This window comes from Acidovorax sp. NN32 (assembly GCF_057597245.1).
In genome coordinates, this window is the sequence record NZ_CP199679.1 from 1,479,794 (window position 1) to 1,497,134 (window position 17,341).

General features: G+C 65.0%; 12 protein-coding genes. 10 read left to right on the plus strand and 2 right to left on the minus strand.

Features of this window, described 5'->3' with window-relative positions:
- Window positions 1-3 precede the first annotated feature (3 nt).
- Window positions 4-1,050, plus strand: coding sequence for an FAD:protein FMN transferase (locus tag ACT89O_RS06815; RefSeq protein WP_487262172.1), 1,047 nt, complete (start codon window positions 4-6; stop codon window positions 1,048-1,050).
- Window positions 1,051-1,058: 8 nt separating this feature from the next.
- Here the strand turns inward: ACT89O_RS06815 and ACT89O_RS06820 are convergent, their stop codons facing one another.
- A complete protein-coding gene (locus ACT89O_RS06820; protein WP_487262173.1) occupies window positions 1,059-1,901 on the minus strand; it encodes a symmetrical bis(5'-nucleosyl)-tetraphosphatase in 843 nt (280 codons plus the stop codon).
- A gap of 14 nt (window positions 1,902-1,915) precedes the next feature.
- Between ACT89O_RS06820 and ACT89O_RS06825 the strand changes: the two genes are divergently transcribed.
- Genes ACT89O_RS06825 through ACT89O_RS06835 form a run of 3 tightly spaced genes read left to right on the plus strand, consistent with a single transcriptional unit; the run spans window position 1,916 to window position 2,933 of the window.
- Complete coding sequence (locus ACT89O_RS06825) at window positions 1,916-2,149, plus strand: hypothetical protein (RefSeq protein WP_487262174.1); 234 nt, start codon at window positions 1,916-1,918, stop codon at window positions 2,147-2,149.
- Window positions 2,122-2,634: a transporter associated domain-containing protein gene (locus ACT89O_RS06830; RefSeq protein ID WP_487262175.1), complete on the plus strand. Its 513-nt coding sequence runs from the start codon at window positions 2,122-2,124 to the stop codon at window positions 2,632-2,634. The genes ACT89O_RS06825 and ACT89O_RS06830 overlap by 28 nt, the downstream gene beginning before the upstream one ends.
- Window positions 2,631-2,933, plus strand: coding sequence for an H-NS histone family protein (locus tag ACT89O_RS06835; RefSeq protein ID WP_055393525.1), 303 nt, complete (start codon window positions 2,631-2,633; stop codon window positions 2,931-2,933). Before ACT89O_RS06830 ends, ACT89O_RS06835 begins: the two co-directional genes overlap by 4 nt.
- A 275-nt stretch (window positions 2,934-3,208) precedes the next feature.
- Here ACT89O_RS06835 and ACT89O_RS06840 read toward each other — a convergent pair whose 3' ends face one another.
- On the minus strand, window positions 3,209-4,090 hold the full coding sequence (locus ACT89O_RS06840; RefSeq protein WP_121423065.1) for a helix-turn-helix domain-containing protein: 882 nt from the start codon (window positions 4,088-4,090) through the stop codon (window positions 3,209-3,211).
- Between the two features lie 114 nt (window positions 4,091-4,204).
- On the opposite strand from ACT89O_RS06840, the gene ACT89O_RS06845 reads away from it, so the two are divergent.
- The 6 genes from ACT89O_RS06845 to ACT89O_RS06870 all read left to right on the plus strand — a co-directional run bounded on the left by ACT89O_RS06845 (window position 4,205) and on the right by ACT89O_RS06870 (window position 17,316).
- On the plus strand, window positions 4,205-4,612 hold the full coding sequence (locus ACT89O_RS06845; RefSeq protein WP_121422602.1) for a hypothetical protein: 408 nt from the start codon (window positions 4,205-4,207) through the stop codon (window positions 4,610-4,612).
- A gap of 215 nt (window positions 4,613-4,827) precedes the next feature.
- Window positions 4,828-7,767, plus strand: coding sequence for an aconitate hydratase (locus ACT89O_RS06850; protein ID WP_487262176.1), 2,940 nt, complete (start codon window positions 4,828-4,830; stop codon window positions 7,765-7,767).
- A 160-nt stretch (window positions 7,768-7,927) separates the two neighbouring features.
- Window positions 7,928-11,248 (plus strand): EAL domain-containing protein, encoded by a 3,321-nt coding sequence (locus tag ACT89O_RS06855; protein WP_436130504.1) that lies wholly within the window; start codon window positions 7,928-7,930, stop codon window positions 11,246-11,248.
- Window positions 11,245-13,758 carry a putative bifunctional diguanylate cyclase/phosphodiesterase gene (locus ACT89O_RS06860; RefSeq protein ID WP_487257661.1) on the plus strand — a complete coding sequence of 838 codons (2,514 nt, stop codon included), beginning with the start codon at window positions 11,245-11,247 and terminating at the stop codon, window positions 13,756-13,758. Before ACT89O_RS06855 ends, ACT89O_RS06860 begins: the two co-directional genes overlap by 4 nt.
- 96 nt (window positions 13,759-13,854) lie before the next feature.
- A complete protein-coding gene (locus tag ACT89O_RS06865) occupies window positions 13,855-15,066 on the plus strand; it encodes an FAD-dependent monooxygenase (protein WP_055401739.1) in 1,212 nt (403 codons plus the stop codon).
- Between the two features lie 327 nt (window positions 15,067-15,393).
- Complete coding sequence (locus tag ACT89O_RS06870) at window positions 15,394-17,316, plus strand: PrkA family serine protein kinase (protein WP_487262177.1); 1,923 nt, start codon at window positions 15,394-15,396, stop codon at window positions 17,314-17,316.
- Window positions 17,317-17,341 lie beyond the last annotated feature (25 nt).

The window sequence follows — 17,341 nt, forward strand, 5'->3', positions numbered from 1 at the left end:
GCCATGCAGCATGCTTCTCTGCCCCCTCAGGGTCTGTCGCGCCGTCGCATGGTGATGGCATTGCCCTTGCTGGGTGGTGCGGTCTGGGGTGGTGGCGCGTCAGCGGGCGCACGGGTGGTGTCTGAACGCAGCTCGCGTCCCCTGATGGGAACGCAGGTGGATATGGCGGTGGAGGGCTTTGATGGCCCGCAGCTGCGCCGCGCCATGGACCGGGCCTATGCAGAGATGCAGAGGCTGGAGGCGCTCATGAGCCGCTACCAACCCCGCAGCGTGGTCAGTCGCATCAACCTGGCTGCGGGCGTGACGCCAGTGATGGTTCCGGCCGAGGTCATGGCGGTGCTGCAGAGTGCGCAGCGTGTGTCGGCAACAAGCCGTGGGGCCTTTGATGTGACCGTGGGGGCTTTCAAGTCCTGGAACTTTGGCCCTGGCGAAAAGGTGGTGCCCGGCGCCAGCGAGATCGCGCGGCAACTGCCCCTGGTGGATGCGCGCAGCCTGGTGCTGGACGTGGCCGCTGGCACGGCCTTCCTGGCCCGCCAGGGCATGGCGCTGGACCTGGGGGGCATCGCCAAGCTACCGATCCTGGAAGCCGGCATGAACATGCTGCGCTCCGAAGGGGTTGAGAACGCCATGGTCAACGGTGGTGGTGACGTGCTGACCCACGGGCTGTGGCAAGGCAGGCCTTGGCGTGTGGGGCTGCGCGACCCGCGTTCCCCCGAGCGCCTGCTGGGTGTTGTGGCCGTGGCGGGCGCCGGTGTGGTGGCCTCGTCGGGCGACTATGAACGCTTCTTCTTCCACCAAGGCCAGCGCCAGCACCATGTGCTCAATCCGCGAACAGGGCGCCCGGCATCGGGCGTGCATGGCGTGAGCCTGGTGGCGCGCGACGTGGCGGCCGTCAACGGACTGGGCGCCGCGCTGATGGTGCAGGGCTCGCAGGCGGGCAGGGCACTGGCGCAGCGCATGCCGGGGCTGGCCGTGCTGATCGCCGGACAGGACGGCGGGGTCTGGCAGTCGGAGGCCATGTCGGCCCTGCTGGAGCCCGTGCCGTCCTGAGGGTGCGTTCAGCCCGGGGCCTGGGCCTGCTCGCAATGCACCTGCAGCAGCTCACGCTCGGCCAGCGTCGCGCCAAAACGCACGGCGCTCAGGCAGCCGCCCCACACGCAGCCCGTGTCCAGTCCGAGCAGATCGCTGCGGTTGAGCCAGCCCAGCGTGGACCAGTGACCGAAGGCCATCAGCGTGCCCGCTGTGCGCCGCCCTGGCACGTCGAACCAGGGCATGAGGCCGGGCGGGGCGGCGCTGGCGCTTTCGGTGCTTTCAAAATCCATCACGCCGTCGGCCGAGCAAAAGCGCAGCCGGGTGAGCGCATTCACGATCACCCGCAGGCGATCCGTGCCGGTCAGATCGTCACTCCAGTGGTCGGGGATGTTGCCGTACATGGCGTGCAGAAAATCGGGCAGGTCTGGGCCGCGCAGTACTGCATGGACTTCGTCCGCGTACGCGAGAGTCTCTGCGGCCGTCCAGGTGGGCAGCACACCGGCATGCACCATCAGCAGCGTTTGCCCCGCATGCATGTGGGTGCGGGCCAGGGGCTGCTGGCGCACCCAGTCGAGCAGGGCAGCGCGGTCGGGGGCGTCCAGCACCGTGCCCAGCGTGTCGCGCCGCGAGGGCTTGCGTGCACCGTGTGCGGCGGCCAGCAGGTGCAGGTCGTGATTGCCCAGCAGGCATCGGATGGCGTCGCCATGGCGCATGCAGCGGCGCAGCACGGCGGCCGAGTCAGGCCCTCGGTTGACGAGGTCACCCAGCAGGTAGACCGTGTCGCGGCTAGGGGAAAAGCCGATGGTGTCCAGCAGGCGGTCCAGCGCGGCGTCGCAGCCCTGGATGTCGCCGATACAGTAAAGCGCCATGGTGATCTTTATGAGTGAAGCACGGATTTTCTGCTGATCGCGTCGCCGACCTTGCTCAGCTTGTGCCGGAGTTGGGCGTTGAGGCCGGGGACGCGCGGTGTCCGCATGGACGGGCGGCGAAATTTCTGCCCGAAACCCTCGGTGGGGTGGAGTTGCTGGAGCAGTTACGGGCCCGTTCTGGGCGCTTGGTGTTTGTGGGCGATGAATATGGCGTGGCGCAATGCATCATGACCCGCGCCATTTACTGAAAGCCATTCCCGTTGAATTGCAGCCGGGGGGCCGCGATGCCTGGGCCCCGCAGCGTGATGAAGGGGCCTGGCGGTTGGATGGCTGGATACCGGTGTCGGAACTCAAGGTGCGCCTGGATATTCGCAATTTACCGGGTGAGGGCCGTGGTTGCTATAACACGCGGGCGGCCCGTTTGAGGGAAGAAACGGGGCATTTGATGGAAGTGGGCGACCGCATTCGGTGCATGGGCTGGGTATTTGAGGTGCTGGCGCTGGAATGCAATCGTATCGACAACGTATTGCCCCAGCCAGAAGACGGAACCGCGGTCGCCTCCAGCAAGCATCAATACCCCGGTTGTTCAGCCAGACGCAAACCATGCATCAATGGGTGTTGGGGGTTAATGCCAAGAATTTTTAATGAAATTCTGAAAGTGGTTGCACAAAAAAGGCACATTATTCTTATAATTCGCGGGTCTTCACCCTTATCCAAAATCCAGACACCATGACCAGCTACAAAGAACTGTTGAAGCAGCGCGAAGCCCTTGAGCAACAAATCAGTGAAGCCCGGCGCCGGGAACTGTCGGACGCTGTGTCGCAGGTCCGCTCACTGGTGGCCGAATATGGGCTGACTGCCCAGGACGTGTTCCCCACCGGCAAGGCGTCTGGCAAGACAGGCCGCAGTTCTACGGCCGGCACCAAGGTGGCGCCCAAGTACCGCAACCCCGCCACCGGCGAAACCTGGACAGGCCGTGGCAAGGCTCCCAAGTGGATTCAAAACGAAAACCGCGAAAAGTTTGTGATTTAAGGGTCTTTGCCCTGCATTAAAAAAGCCCGCTGATGCGGGCTTTTTTAATGGGCTACTCTTGGCCAGGACAAAAGGTGCTCAGGCGGGTGGCGCCTCGACAACTGTACGCACTGTGCGACGAACAGGAAATGCATGTGCGGTAACTTCGCGCGCAGTGTCTGCGATTTATCGGCAGCGCAATGTGCTTTGTGGAGCCATTTGTTGAATCGGATGGTCATCGTTTAATTTTGCACTGCGCGCATTGATTGCACCCTGACAGTGCACGGGCATTACGTTCAGCCTTCTGCAACCCCGGGGTTTTCCTGCGCAATCTTGCGCAATACCTGTGCCGTGAAATCGTCCGCCGGAAAGAAGGATTCCACAGCCAGCTCCTGCAAGGTCACATCCACCGGCGTTCCGAATATCGTGGTGGTGCTGATGAGGGAGAGCATTCCATGCACGCTTTCAAAGCAGAACGGCATTACCACGCCCAGCATTTCACCTGCCAGTACCAGGGCATCGGATTCCGGCGGGGCGGGATATTGCAGCAGTTCTGCCTGCAGTGCGATCAGTGCCGGGTCGGCCGTGGCCTGTATCTGCTGGCGCAGGCGTTCAAACAGGTGCGCCCGCCACTGCGCCAGATTGGCGATGCGCGGCGCCAGCCCCTGGGGGTGCAGGCTCAGCCGGAACACGTTGACAGGTGGCACCAGCAGTTCGGGACTGACGTGGGCAGACAGCAGGGCCAGCGCGGCGCGGTTGGTGGCCACCACGTTCCAGCAGCGGTCGAGGGCAATGGCGGGGCAGGGTTCGTGGCCCTTGAGCACCAGTTCCACCGCCTGGCGCGCCGCGGCCAGCGCAGGGTCGTCCAGCGCGCGTTCGCGGTACATGGGGGCGTAGCCGGCGGCCACCAGCAGGGCATTGCGCTCACGCAGTGGAATGGCCAGGCGCTCGCACAGGCGCAGCACCATGTCGCGGCTGGGGTTGGTGCGGCCGGTTTCCATGAAGCTCACATGGCGCGTAGAGATGTCCGCCTCGTCGGCCAGCTCCAGCTGGCTCAGGTGCCGCTGCTGGCGCCAGGTGCGCAGGTGGTCGCCAAACGAGGTGGGCCCCGCCGGTGCCACGCGGTGCGGCAAAGGATGGCGCGGAGAGCGGTGAGAGGACGGTGCGGTGGAGGTCATGGCCGCCATCCTAGGCGCTAACCGCACACGGGCCATTACCTGGCAGGTCATCGACGCGGTGCGCCAGGGCGGGAACGATGGAGCCTTCTTTCTTCCTCAACCAAGGAGCTTTCCATGTTCAAGCTGATGTCCTCCCCCCGATTCCTGCGTGCCGTGGTCTGGTTCGATGCCTCCACGGGGGTTCTGCTCGGCGCCCTGCACCTGCTGCTGACAGCGCCCCTTGCTGAGTGGCTGGGCCTGCCGCCCGGGCTGCTGCAGGTGACGGGCGCCATGCTGCTGGGCTATGCCGCCCTGGCGATAGCGATTGCCCGGTCTGAGCCCATGCCGCGTGGCTGGCTGTGGGTGCTGATCGTGGGCAACTTGGCCTGGGCGTTGGCCAGCCTGTTGCTGCTGCTGGGCTCCACGCTCACGCCCACCTTGCTGGGCCAGGCCTATTTGCTGGTGCATGTGGTCTCGGTGGCCATGCTGGCCGAGCTGCAGTGGTTTGGCGTGCGCCGCCTGCCAACCTGGGCTGCGGCGTGATGGAGATTGGTTGTTTGCTCCTGAAAATATAGCTGCTTGCGCTTGTCCATCAGGCGCCAGGGGCATTTTTTTTGCCGATATCGGGCACGGGTGGCGTGGATCGGGCGACCCGACCACGCCGCACAGGGTTGGGGGCCTCGTTTGCATAGCCCCACGATTGCACCGCCATGCAAGACTGCCAGAATAGGCTTTGTTGCCTTTCACAGGAGTTTGCCATGGCCGTATCACGCAAGTTGTCGCCCAAGCCCGCCCGCCACGCGTTTGCCAACACCCTCAAGAGTTTCAAGACAGTGTCTGGCAAAGAAGGCCAGTTCTACTCGCTGCCCGCGCTGGCCAAGCAGTTCCCCCAGATCCAGCGCTTGCCCGTGTCGATCCGCATCGTGCTCGAATCGGTGCTGCGCAATTGCGATGGCCGCAAGGTGACCGCCGAGCATGTGCAACAGCTTGCGCACTGGGCGCCCAATGCCGCGCGTACGGACGAGATTCCATTTGTCGTCTCCCGCGTGGTGCTGCAGGACTTCACCGGCGTGCCGCTCTTGGCCGACTTGGCCGCCATGCGCAGCGTGGCCGTGAAACTGGGCAAGAACCCCAAGAAGATCGAGCCGCTGGTGCCCGTGGACCTGGTGGTGGACCACTCCATCATGGTCGACCACTACGGCAAGAAGAATTCGCTCGACCTGAACATGAAGCTCGAATTCCAGCGCAACCGCGAGCGCTACGAGTTCATGAAGTGGGGCATGCAGGCCTTCGACACGTTTGGCGTGGTGCCGCCGGGCTTTGGCATCGTGCACCAGGTCAACCTCGAATACCTAGCGCGTGGCGTGCACAAGCGCAAGGACAACGTCTACTACCCCGACACCCTCGTGGGCACCGACAGCCACACCACCATGATCAACGGCATTGGCGTGGTGGGCTGGGGCGTGGGTGGCATCGAGGCCGAGGCCGCCATGCTGGGCCAGCCGGTGTACTTCCTAACGCCCGACGTCGTGGGCTTTGAGATGACGGGCCAGCTGCGCGAGGGCGTGACCGCCACCGACCTGGTACTCACGGTGACCGAACTGCTGCGCCAGCACAAGGTGGTGGGCAAGTTCGTGGAGTTTTTTGGTGAAGGCACGCGCACCCTGGCGTTGCCCGACCGGGCCACCATCGGCAACATGGCGCCCGAATACGGCGCGACCATGGGGTTCTTCCCGGTGGACGAAAAGACCATCGACTACTTCAAGGGCACGGGCCGCACCAAGGCCGAGATCGAAGCGTTTGAGGCCTACTTCAAGGCCCAGGGCCTGTTCGGCGTGCCGCTGGCGGGCGAGGTGGACTATTCGCAGGTGGTGAAGCTCGACCTTGGCAGCGTCACCCCCAGCCTGGCTGGCCCCAAGCGCCCGCAAGACCGCATCGAGCTGGGCAAGGTCTGCAGCCAGTTTGCCGACCTGTTCAGCAAGCCCAATGCACAAAATGGTTTCAACCGCCCGGCCGAGCTGCTGCACACGCGCCACCATGTCCGGGCCAGTGATGCTCCTGTCGATGTGGGCGCTCCGGCAGAGGTGCCAGCGCCATCGGGTGCACCGCGATTCATCGTGGAGATGGAGCAGAACAAGCCCACGCTGGCGGCCGCGCATGCCGAAGTCCCCGCCCAGCAAGCCAGCCGCACGGGTGACGTGACCGTGGGCAATGGCGACGTGCTGATTGCCGCCATCACCAGCTGTACCAACACCAGCAACCCCAGCGTGCTGCTGGCCGCAGGCCTCTTGGCCAAGAAGGCAGTGGAGGCGGGGCTCAAGGTCAAGCCGCACATCAAGACCTCGCTCGCCCCTGGCTCGCGCATCGTCACCGAATACCTCACGCAGACCGGCTTGCTCCCTTACCTGGAAAAGCTGGGTTTTGCGCTGGCGGGTTACGGCTGCACCACCTGTATCGGGAATGCGGGCGACCTCACGCCCGAGCTGAACGAGGCCATCACCAGCAACGACCTGGTGTGTGCCGCGGTGCTGTCGGGCAACCGCAACTTCGAGGCGCGCATCCATCCCAACCTCAAGGCCAACTTCCTGGCCAGTCCGCCGCTGGTGGTGGCCTATGCCATCGCCGGCACGGTGCTCAAGGACCTGATGACCGAGCCGGTGGGCAAGGGCAAGGGTGGCAAGGACATCTACCTGGGCGACATCTGGCCCAGCAGCGAAGAGGTGCACGCCCTGCTCAAGTTCGCCATGAACGGCAAGGCCTTCCGCGAGAACTACGCCAAGGTGGCCACCGACCCTGGCAAGCTGTGGGAAAAGATCAAGGGCGTGAGCGGCACCGCCTACACCTGGCCCGCCAGCACCTACATTGCAGAGCCTCCGTTTTTTGCACAGTTTGCTCTTGAAAAAGGAGCTGCTAACGCAGATCCATCAAGCGCTGGAGGCCAAAATGATGCCAAACTTCCATCGGTGATCGGTGCCCGCATCATGGCGCTGTTTGGCGACTCCATCACCACTGACCACATCTCGCCCGCAGGCTCCATCAAGGAAAGCTCACCCGCTGGCCAGTGGCTGCGGCAGCATGGCGTTCAAAAGGCTGACTTCAACAGCTACGGCGCGCGCCGGGGCAACCACGACGTGATGGTGCGCGGCACCTTTGCCAACGTGCGCATCAAGAACCTGATGATCCCGCCCACTGCCGACGGCTCGCGCGAAGAGGGTGGGGTGACGGTGTTCCAGAACGAAGGCGCGCTGCAGGGCGAGAAGATGTTCATCTTCGATGCCGCCATGCAGTACATGGCGCAAAAGACGCCCACGGTGATCTTTGCGGGCGAGGAATACGGCACCGGCTCCAGCCGCGACTGGGCCGCCAAGGGCACGCAGCTGCTCGGCATCAAGGCCGTGGTGGCGCGCAGCTTTGAGCGCATTCACCGCTCCAACCTGGTGGGCATGGGGGTGCTGCCGCTGCAGTTCAAGGCGGGCGAATCGTGGGAGACGCTGGGCCTCACGGGCAATGAGCTGATCGATGTGGTGCCCGACCCGGCGCTCACGCCACAAAGCGACGCGCAACTGGTCATCCGCCGCGCGGACGGCTCGCGCCAGGAAGTCACCGTCACGCTGCGCATCGACACGCCCATCGAGGTGGACTACTACCAGGCCGGCGGCATCCTGCCGTTTGTGCTGCGCCAGTTGTTGCAGGGGTGACACTGCCCTGTCGGCGGTGCAGGGCACCGGCATCGTCGGCAACGGGGCTTCGGCCCCGTTTTGCATGGAGCCCGATGGTGGGGGGAAACACGCACCCCCGCGCCTTACTCGTCGATACACTTGTGACGCTATGTAGAACCCGGTAGAAACACTCCAGACCATGCCGCTGTCGTCCTCTCCCACCCGCACCCCGCCTGCGCGTTCACCGTGGGCGGATGCGCCCGCCCTGACGGTGGTGCTGGTGGTCGCAGCATTGACGCTGGTGATCGTGCCAGTGGCCCAGATGCTGGGGCCGGGGGCGGGTTCCCAGCACGGCCTGGAGCCATTTATGGAACTGGTGGCAGTGCTGTTGGGGTTGCTGGTGGTATCGGTATCCCTGCACACACTGGACCCGTCCGAGCAGGCCCGGGCCAATGTGCTGGTGGCAGGCTTTGGTGTCGCGGCGGTGTGCAATTTTCTGCACGGCGTGCTGGCACATTCCACGCCCGTGCACATGCCATCGGGCACGGCCCACATCTCACTGTGGCTGAGCAGCTGGGCGCGGGTGGTCGAAGTCGTCACCCTGCTGCTCACAGCCGCGCGGCTGGCAATGCCCGGCCCGGCCAAGGTCTGGCTGGCCGCCTCGGGCGTGGTGGCGCTGCTGCTGGTGGGCTCGGCCATGGGGCCCCTGCCGGGCTGGTTTGCCGCTGCGGCGGGCGGGTCATTGCGGCAATACCTGGCCTTTGTGCTCGTGGTGGCGCTGGGCGTAGCCGCGGTGTGGCTCCACCGCAATCCGGGCCGGCGCGAACGGGTGTTTGCCTGGGCGGCCGTGGCCTTTCTGGGGGGTGAGCTGGTGGTGGGCCTGATGGGTGGGCATTCGTCCATCGGGGGGCCGTTGGCGCACGGTCTGCGGGTTTTGGCGTATGCGTTGTTGTACCAGGCCGTTTTTGATGCGGGCATACGGGCGCCGTTTGCCCGTGTGCAGGAGGCCGAGCGGCGCCTGCGCGAGAGTGAAGGGCGTCTGTCGCTGCTTGGGCGCAACCTGCCCCACAGCGTGTTGTTCCAGGTGGTGCGCGAGCTGGATGGCAGCTCACACTTTGTGCACATGGGCGATGCGATCGAGCGGCTCAATGGGGTGACGGTGCAAGAGGTCATGGCCGATTTCCGGGTGTTGTATCGCCAGGTGTTGCCCGAAGACATCGACCGCCTGCGACAGGCCGAGCGGCAGTCTTTTCTGACCATGACCAGCATGGAGGCCGTTTTTCGCGTGCGCCGCACCGATGGCCAGATACGCTGGATGCACCTGAGTTCATCGCCCCGTCTGCTCGACGACGGGCGTGTGCTGTGGGATGGTGTACAGACCGACATCACGGCCCACCGTCTGGCCGAGGAGGCTGCGCATGCCCACGAAGCCCTGATGGCCAACATGCTGCGCCAGGTGCCCGGCGGTGTGGCGCGCTTGGACCGGGATCTGCGCGTCTTGTATGTCAATGCGCAGCAGGCCAGCTGGCTCTACCGCAAGCCCGAGGAGCTGCAAGACCGCCTGCTGCAGGAGGTGATCCCGGCCGATGTTTTCGCCCGCATGCAACCCCATTTCGCCAAGGCCTTTGCGGGCGAGACGGCCGTGTTCGAGAACCGTATGGACGGGCCTGACGGCCTGCAGGTTCGCCACACCACCATCGCGCCCGAGAGCGTTACCGAGCAAGGCGTGCCTGCCGTTGTGCTGTTTGCCTACGATCTGACCGGGCTCAAGCGCGTGGAGGCCGAGCTGGCCGACCAGAAGGCCCATCTGGCCCGCGTGGTCAACGCCATGCCCGACATGGTGTTCTTGAAGGATGCCAGCGGCGTGTACCTGTCCGTCAATCCGGTGTTCGAGCGATTTGCGGGCAGGTCGGAGCGGCAGATCGTGGGCTGCAACGATTTTGACCTGGTGGCCCCCGCCGAGGCTGAGCGCTTTCGCAAATACGACCAACGCGCCATGCAGGCCTGGCAGCCGCTGGTTTACGAAGAAACACTGACCTTTGCCGAAGATGGCTACCGAGGCCAGTTCGAGACCATCAAGACCCCCATCCGTGACCTGACCGGCCGGGTGACGGGGGTGCTGGGGGTGTGCCGCGACATCACAGACCGCAAGCGCGCAGAACAAGAAATCGAGCGCCTGGCCTTCTTTGACGCCCTCACAGGCCTGCCCAACCGCCGCCTGCTGCTGGACCGCCTGCAACGCTCCATCGCCGCCTGCCAGCGCACCAAGAACCTCGGCGCCCTGCTGTTCATCGACCTCGATAACTTCAAAGACCTCAACGACACCCTGGGCCACGACATGGGCGACCAGCTCCTGTCCCAGGTCGCCACCCGCCTGGTGGGCAGCGTGCGCGAAGCCGACACCGTGGCCCGCTTTGGCGGCGACGAATTCGTCGTCATGCTCGAAGCCCTGGCCCCCGACCTGCAAGACGCCGCCACCCAGGCAGAAACCGTGGCCGAGAAACTCCTGGCCAGCCTGAACCAGCCCTTCGAACTCGACGGCGCCCAGCACTACAGCACCCCCAGCATCGGCATCACCCTCTTTGGCGACGAACGCCTCACGGTGGACGAACTCCTCAAACGCGCCGACCTGGCCATGTACCAGGCCAAGGCCGCAGGGCGCAACACCCAGCGCTTCTTCGACCCCGACATGCAAGCGGCCGTCAACGCCCGCTCCAACCTGGAAGCCGACCTGCGCCAGGGCCTGGCCCGGGGCGAACTGCTGGTGCACTACCAGCCCGTCGTGGACCACCAGTCCCAGCTCATGGGCGCAGAAGCCCTGGTGCGCTGGCGCCACCCACAGCGCGGCATGATCAGCCCCGGCGACTTCATCCCCCTGGCCGAACAGACCGGCCTGATCCTCCCTTTAGGCCAATACGTGCTGCAAACCGCCTGCGAACAACTGCAGCGCTGGGGCCAGCACGAAGCCACCGCCCACCTGTCCATCTCGGTCAACGTCAGCGCCCGGCAGTTCAGGCAACCGGGCTTCGTGGCCGAAGTGCTGCAGACCCTCAAGAACCACCACGCAGACCCCCGCAAACTCAAGCTCGAACTCACCGAAAGCCTGCTGCTGGGAGACATCGAAGACACCATCGCACGCATGGTGCAGCTCAAGAGCGAAGGCGTGGGCTTTGCGCTGGATGACTTTGGCACCGGCTACTCCTCCCTGTCCTACCTCAAGAGATTGCCCCTGGACCAGGTCAAGATCGACCAGAGCTTTGTGCGGGACGTGCTGACGGACCCCAACGACGCGGCGATTGTGAGGACCATCCTGGCGCTGGCCAAGAGCCTGGACCTGGAGGTGGTGGCCGAGGGGGTGGAGACGACGGGGCAGCTGAGTTTCCTGAGGCTGCATGGGTGTGAGGGGTTTCAGGGGTATCTGTTTGGGCGCCCGGTACCCATGGATGTGTTTGCGCGCGAACACCAGCTGGGCTTGTTTGCCCAGCCCGCGCTGGCCCTGCCGGAAGGACGCAAGCCATGACCGAGCCGGGCATTCTCTGGGTGGACAGCGACACGCAGCATGCAGCGGCAGCGCGGCATCTGATCGCCATCCGCTACCCCGACTGGCGTGTCGTGAACAGCCCCACACCCGAGGCCGCCCGGGCGCCGCTGGCGTCGCAGGCCTGGGATGCCGTGGTGTTGTGCCTCAAGCCTTCGGTGCAGGACCTGCCCGGCGTGCTGGAGCTGTGCGCGGGCCGTCCGGTGCTGATGTGCATCGACGCCCACCAGGAGGCATTGGCCGCACGCGCGTTTCGCTGCGGGCTGGGTGACTACATGGTGCGCGAGGCAGATGGTGTGGCACACCTGCCGGAGCTTTTGCACCGTCTGGCCGTGCTGCTGCAGGGAGCCCAGGGGCAGGGCCAGCCCGTGCGCATGGTGGACGCCCGCATCTGGCAAGAAGCGCTGACTTTGCTGCAGGAGCAGCGCACGGCTCTGCAGGCCACCCTGGCCAGCATGAGCCAGGGCATCTTCAAGACGGCGCCGGATGGCAGCATCACCGTCTACAACCAGCGTGTACTGGAACTGCTCAACCTGCCCGAATCGCTGATGGCCACGCGGCCCACGCTGGCCGACTTGACCCGCATCCAGGCCGAGCGTGGTGACTTTGGCGAAGGCCACCGCCTGGTGGACCGGCGCGGGCATGACTACGTGGCAGGGGGGGCCGTGGCGCCTGCGCCCGCCGTCTACTGGCGCACCACATCCGATGGCCGTACGTTTGAAGTGCGCACCACCGGGCTGCCCGATGGGGGTCTCGTGCGCACTTTTGCGGATGTCAGCGACTACGTGCGCGTTGAGAACGAGTTGCGTGAGAGCGAGGCGCGCTTTCGATCGCTGAGTGACCTGTCGTCCGACTGGTACTGGGAGCACGACGCCGAAGGGCGCTTTGTGCAGCTGGCGGGCGACCTGAGCGTCAATGGCATCCCGCTGTCCAACGTGATGGGCCGCACGCGCTGGGAGATCGGCGCGCTCAACATGACCGAGACCGACTGGGCTGCGCACCGCGCGGTGCTGCAGGCCCACCAGCCGTTTCGCGACCTGGAGCTGCAGCGTCAGCGGCCCGATGGCACCATGCACTGGATCTCGGTCAGCGGTGTGCCTGTGTTTGACGCGCAGGGCGCCCTGTGGGGCTACCGGGGCGTGGGCCGCGACATTACCGAGCGCAAGCGGGTCGAGAGCCAGATCGAGCAGCTGGCGTTTTACGATGTGCTCACCGGCCTGCCCAACCGCCGCTTGCTGGTGGACCGGCTGCAGCGCGCCACGGCGGCCGTGGCACGCTCAGGCGCGCAAGGGGCTCTGCTGTTCATCGACCTGGACAACTTCAAGGACCTCAACGACACCCTGGGCCACGATACAGGCGATCAGCTGCTGGTGCAGGCGGCCCAGCGTCTGAAGGCTTGCGTGCGCGAGGCTGACACCGTGGCACGGTTTGGCGGCGATGAATTCGTGGTGCTGGTGGAAGGCCTGAGTGCCGATGGCCCGCACGCCAGTGCCGAGGCCGCGCTGGTGGCCAGCCATATCGCCACCACGCTGGGCAAGCCCTACGCGCTGGGCGATACCAGCCACCACAGCACCCCGAGCATCGGTATTGCGCTGTTTGGCCAGCAGACCGTGAGTGTGGACGAGCTGCTCAAGCACGCGGACCTGGCGATGTACCAGGCCAAAGCTGCAGGGCGCAACACCCAGCGCTTCTTCGACCCCGACATGCAGGCCGCAGTGAGCAACCGTGCGGCCCTGGAGGCCGACCTGCGCCGAGGTCTGCAAGACAAGGAACTGGTGCTGTACTACCAGCCCGTGGTGGACGGCAAGGGCCGCCTGCAGGGCGCGGAAGCCCTGGTGCGCTGGAAGCACCCCCGGCGTGGGCTGGTGTCGCCAGCTGAATTCATCCCGCTGGCCGAGCAGACAGGGCTCATCCTGCCGCTGGGGCAATGGGTGTTGCAGGCCGCTTGCGAGCAGCTGGTCGTGTGGTCACGCAGCTCGCTCACGCGACAGTTCTTCCTGTCGGTGAACGTGAGCGTGCGGCAGTTTCGCCAGCCCGATTTTGTGGAGCAGGTGCTGGGCTCGCTGCAGTCCAGCGGGGCCAACCCCGAGCGCCTGAAGCTGGAACTGACGGAAAGCCTGCTGCTGGCCGATGTGGAGGATGTGATCTCGCGCATGGAGTACCTGCGGCGCTATGGTGTGGGCTTCTCGCTGGACGACTTTGGCACCGGCTATTCCTCCCTGAGCTACTTGAAGCGCCTGCCGCTGGACCAGCTCAAGATCGACCAGAGTTTTGTGCGCGACCTGCAGACCGACCCCAACGATGCTGCCATCGTGCGAACCATTCTTGCTCTGGCGCACAGCCTGGATCTGGCCGTGGTGGCCGAAGGCGTGGAGACCACGGGCCAGCTGGAGTTCCTGCAGCGCCATGGCTGCCAGGCTTTCCAGGGCTACCTGTTTGGCCGCCCCATGCCACCAGAGGTTCTGGAGCGGGCGCTGCGGCCTGCGCTGTGACGAGCGACGTATGGCGTGGTGTGGTGTCTGGATGTGGTTGCAGGGGCCCTGCGCCATGACAAACATCCAGGCACGCCCGCACGGCACAATCGGTGCATGAAGAAGCAGGTATTGGTCGCCGGTGGCGGCATTGGCGGCTTGGCCGCCGCGTTGGGCGCATCGCGCGCGGGGTGGGACGTGCGGCTGTACGAACGCGCGGCAGCATTCAGCGAAGTGGGCGCCGGCGTGCAGATCGGGCCGAACGTAGTGCGCCGCCTACAGGCCTGGGGCCTGCAGCAGCCGTTGCAGGCAGTAGCCGCGTTCCCCAGCCGCTTGCAGGTGCGCAACGCCGTCAGTGGCAAGGAACTGGCCGTGCTGCCGTTGGGCCCCACGGCGGTGCAGCGCTATGGGGCGGCCTATGCCACCATCCACCGCGCCGACCTGCATGGCCTGCTGCTTTCCGCCGTGACCAAATACACCGACACGCAGTTGCATCTGGAGCACGCCATCGACGGATTCACCGATGCCGAGGGGGTCGTGACTGTTCGCACCAGCCGGGGCAAGGAGGTGGAAGGCGATGCGCTCATTGGTGCCGATGGCCTGTGGAGCCGCACGCGCACCCAGCTGCTCGGTGCCGTGCCGCCCCGCGTGACGGGGCACCTGGCCTACCGCGCGCTGGTGCCGCAGCATGCGCTGCCCGATGCATTGCGCACAGGCCAGGTCACCGCCTGGCTGGGTCCGCGCCTGCATGCTGTGCAGTACCCCGTGCGCCGGGGCGAGCTGCAGAACATCGTCGTCATTGTGCAAGGCCCCGCGCCGCACGATCTGGAAAACTGGGACCACGCTGCCAATGCTGCGGGCCTGGAGCACGCCCTGCAAGGCACCTGCACGGCGCTGCAGGATGTCGTGCGCAGCGTGGGTGCCGCCGGTGGCCCCGGCTGGCGCCTGTGGCCGCTGTGCGACCGCCCACCGGTGCGCGCTGCCGACGAGATGGCGCAAGGCCTGGTGGCCCTGCTGGGCGATGCGGCCCACCCCATGCGCCCCTACCTGGCCCAGGGCGCTGGCATGGCCATTGAAGACGCGGCCGAGCTGCAGCGTGCGCTGGCCATGCACGACCTGGACGTGCCGCTGCGCCTTACCCGCTACGCCCTTAACCGCTGGGAGCGAAACGCCCGGGTGCAGGCGCGCTCCATCCGCAACGGCCGCATCTTCCATGCCACCGGGCCTGTGCGCTGGGGCCGCGATCTGTCGCTGCGCCTGCTGGGCGAGCGGTTGCTGGATGTGCCCTGGTTGTACCGGGGCGATGGCTCCAGCGCCAGTTCGTTGTGAGTTCATTGCGGTGGGCGGGGTGGTGGTAACTGCCCGCCCCGAGCCGCCCGGTTCATGACCCTGCAAGGTGGGTGAACAGCGCCGCCAGGTTGTCAGGATATTCCCTATCCGGGGCAACCCCTGCATGCGCTGCGCGGGATGAACTTTGCGCAGTGTGCCACGCTCTATCCCTGTGTGTGCAAAGCCCCGAAAAGGCAACGGATGCGCCAGCGAATTTGCTGTTCAAGCGCACGCCGTGGTGCTACAAAGGGCCAAGCCGGTAGCGATTCCCACTGCAACACCGTGGCACCACCCGAGCCCGCCGGGGGTGCCGCCACAGGAGGTCGTATGGATGCCATCAGCAGTTTCGCCGCGCGTTATGCCCGTAGCCGCGAAGAGGAAATGTCGATTGACGAGTACCTCGCCGAGTGCAAGCGCGATCCCATGGCCTACGCCACGGCCGCCCAGCGCATGCTGGCCGCCATTGGCGAGCCCGAGATGGTGGACACGCGCAATGACCCGCGCATGTCACGGCTTTTTGCCAACAAGGTCATCAAGCGCTACCCGGCCTTTGCCGAGTTCTACGGCATGGAGGACGCCATCGAGCAGGCGGTGAGTTTCTTTCGCCATGCTGCGCAAGGGCTGGAAGAGCGCAAGCAGATTCTTTATCTGTTGGGCCCTGTGGGTGGCGGCAAGAGTTCGATCGCGGAGCGGCTCAAGCACCTGATGCAGAAGGTGCCTTTCTATGCGCTCAAGGGTTCGCCGGTGAACGAATCGCCGCTGGGCCTGTTTGATGCGCTAGAGGACGGCCCGGTTTTGGAGGAACAGTTCGGCATTCCGCGCCGCTACCTGCAGCGTGTGCTCTCGCCGTGGGCGGTCAAGCGGCTCGACGAGTTTGGCGGCGACATCCGCCAGTTCCGCGTGGTCAAGCGCTACCCCAGCATCTTGAAGCAGGTGGGCATTGCCAAGACCGAGCCGGGCGATGAAAACAACCAGGACATCTCCAGCCTGGTGGGCAAGGTGGACATCCGCAAGCTAGAAACCTTTGCGCAGGACGACACCGACGCCTACAGTTACAGCGGAGGCCTCTGCCTGGCCAACCAGGGCTTGCTCGAATTTGTCGAGATGTTCAAGGCGCCCATCAAGGTGCTGCACCCGCTGCTCACCGCCACGCAGGAGGGCAACTACAAGGGCACGGAGGGCTTTGGCGCCATTCCATTTGACGGCGTGGTGCTGGCGCACAGCAACGAGAGCGAGTGGAAGGCATTTCGCAACAACAAGAACAACGAGGCGTTTCTGGACCGCATCTACATCGTCAAGGTGCCGTACTGCCTGCGCGTGAGTGAAGAGACCCGCATCTACGAAAAACTCATCCGCGAGTCGTCGCTGGGCAACGCCGTGTGTGCGCCGGGCACGCTCAAGATGATGGCGCAGTTCGCCATCCTCACGCGGCTGAAGGAGCCCGAGAACTCCAGCATCTTCAGCAAGATGCAGGTGTACGACGGCGAGAGCCTGAAAGACACCGACCCGCGCGCCAAGAGCTACCAGGAGTACCGCGACTACGCAGGCGTGGACGAGGGCATGACGGGTATATCGACCCGCTTTGCGTTCAAGATTTTGTCGAAGGTGTTCAACTTTGACAGTGCCGAGGTGGCCGCCAACCCGGTGCACCTGATGTATGTGCTGGAGCAGCAGATCGAGCGCGAGCAGTTCCCTGCCGAGCTGGAGACCAAGTACACCAGCTACATCAAGGAGTTCCTGTCCCCCCGCTATGCCGAGTTCATTGGCAAGGAGATCCAGACCGCCTACCTGGAGAGCTACAGCGAGTACGGCCAGAACATTTTTGACCGCTACGTGACCTACGCAGACTACTGGATCCAGGACAACGAGTACCGCGACACCGACACCGGCGAGGTGTTTGACCGGGGCGCACTCAACGCCGAGCTGGAAAAGATCGAGAAGCCCGCAGGCATTGCCAACCCGAAGGACTTTCGCAACGAGATCGTCAATTTTGTGCTGCGCGCGCGCGCCAACAACCAGGGCCAGAACCCCAGCTGGACCAGCTACGAGAAGCTGCGCCTGGTGATCGAGAAGAAGATGTTCTCCAACACCGAAGAGCTGCTGCCCGTGATCAGCTTCAACGCCAAGGCCAGCGCCGAAGAGGCGCGCAAGCACGAGGACTTTGTCACCCGCATGGTGAACAAGGGCTACACGCCCAAGCAGGTGCGGCTGTTGTGTGAGTGGTACTTGCGTGTGCGCAAAAGCAGCTGATCAAGGGACTGGATTGCCAGCGCAG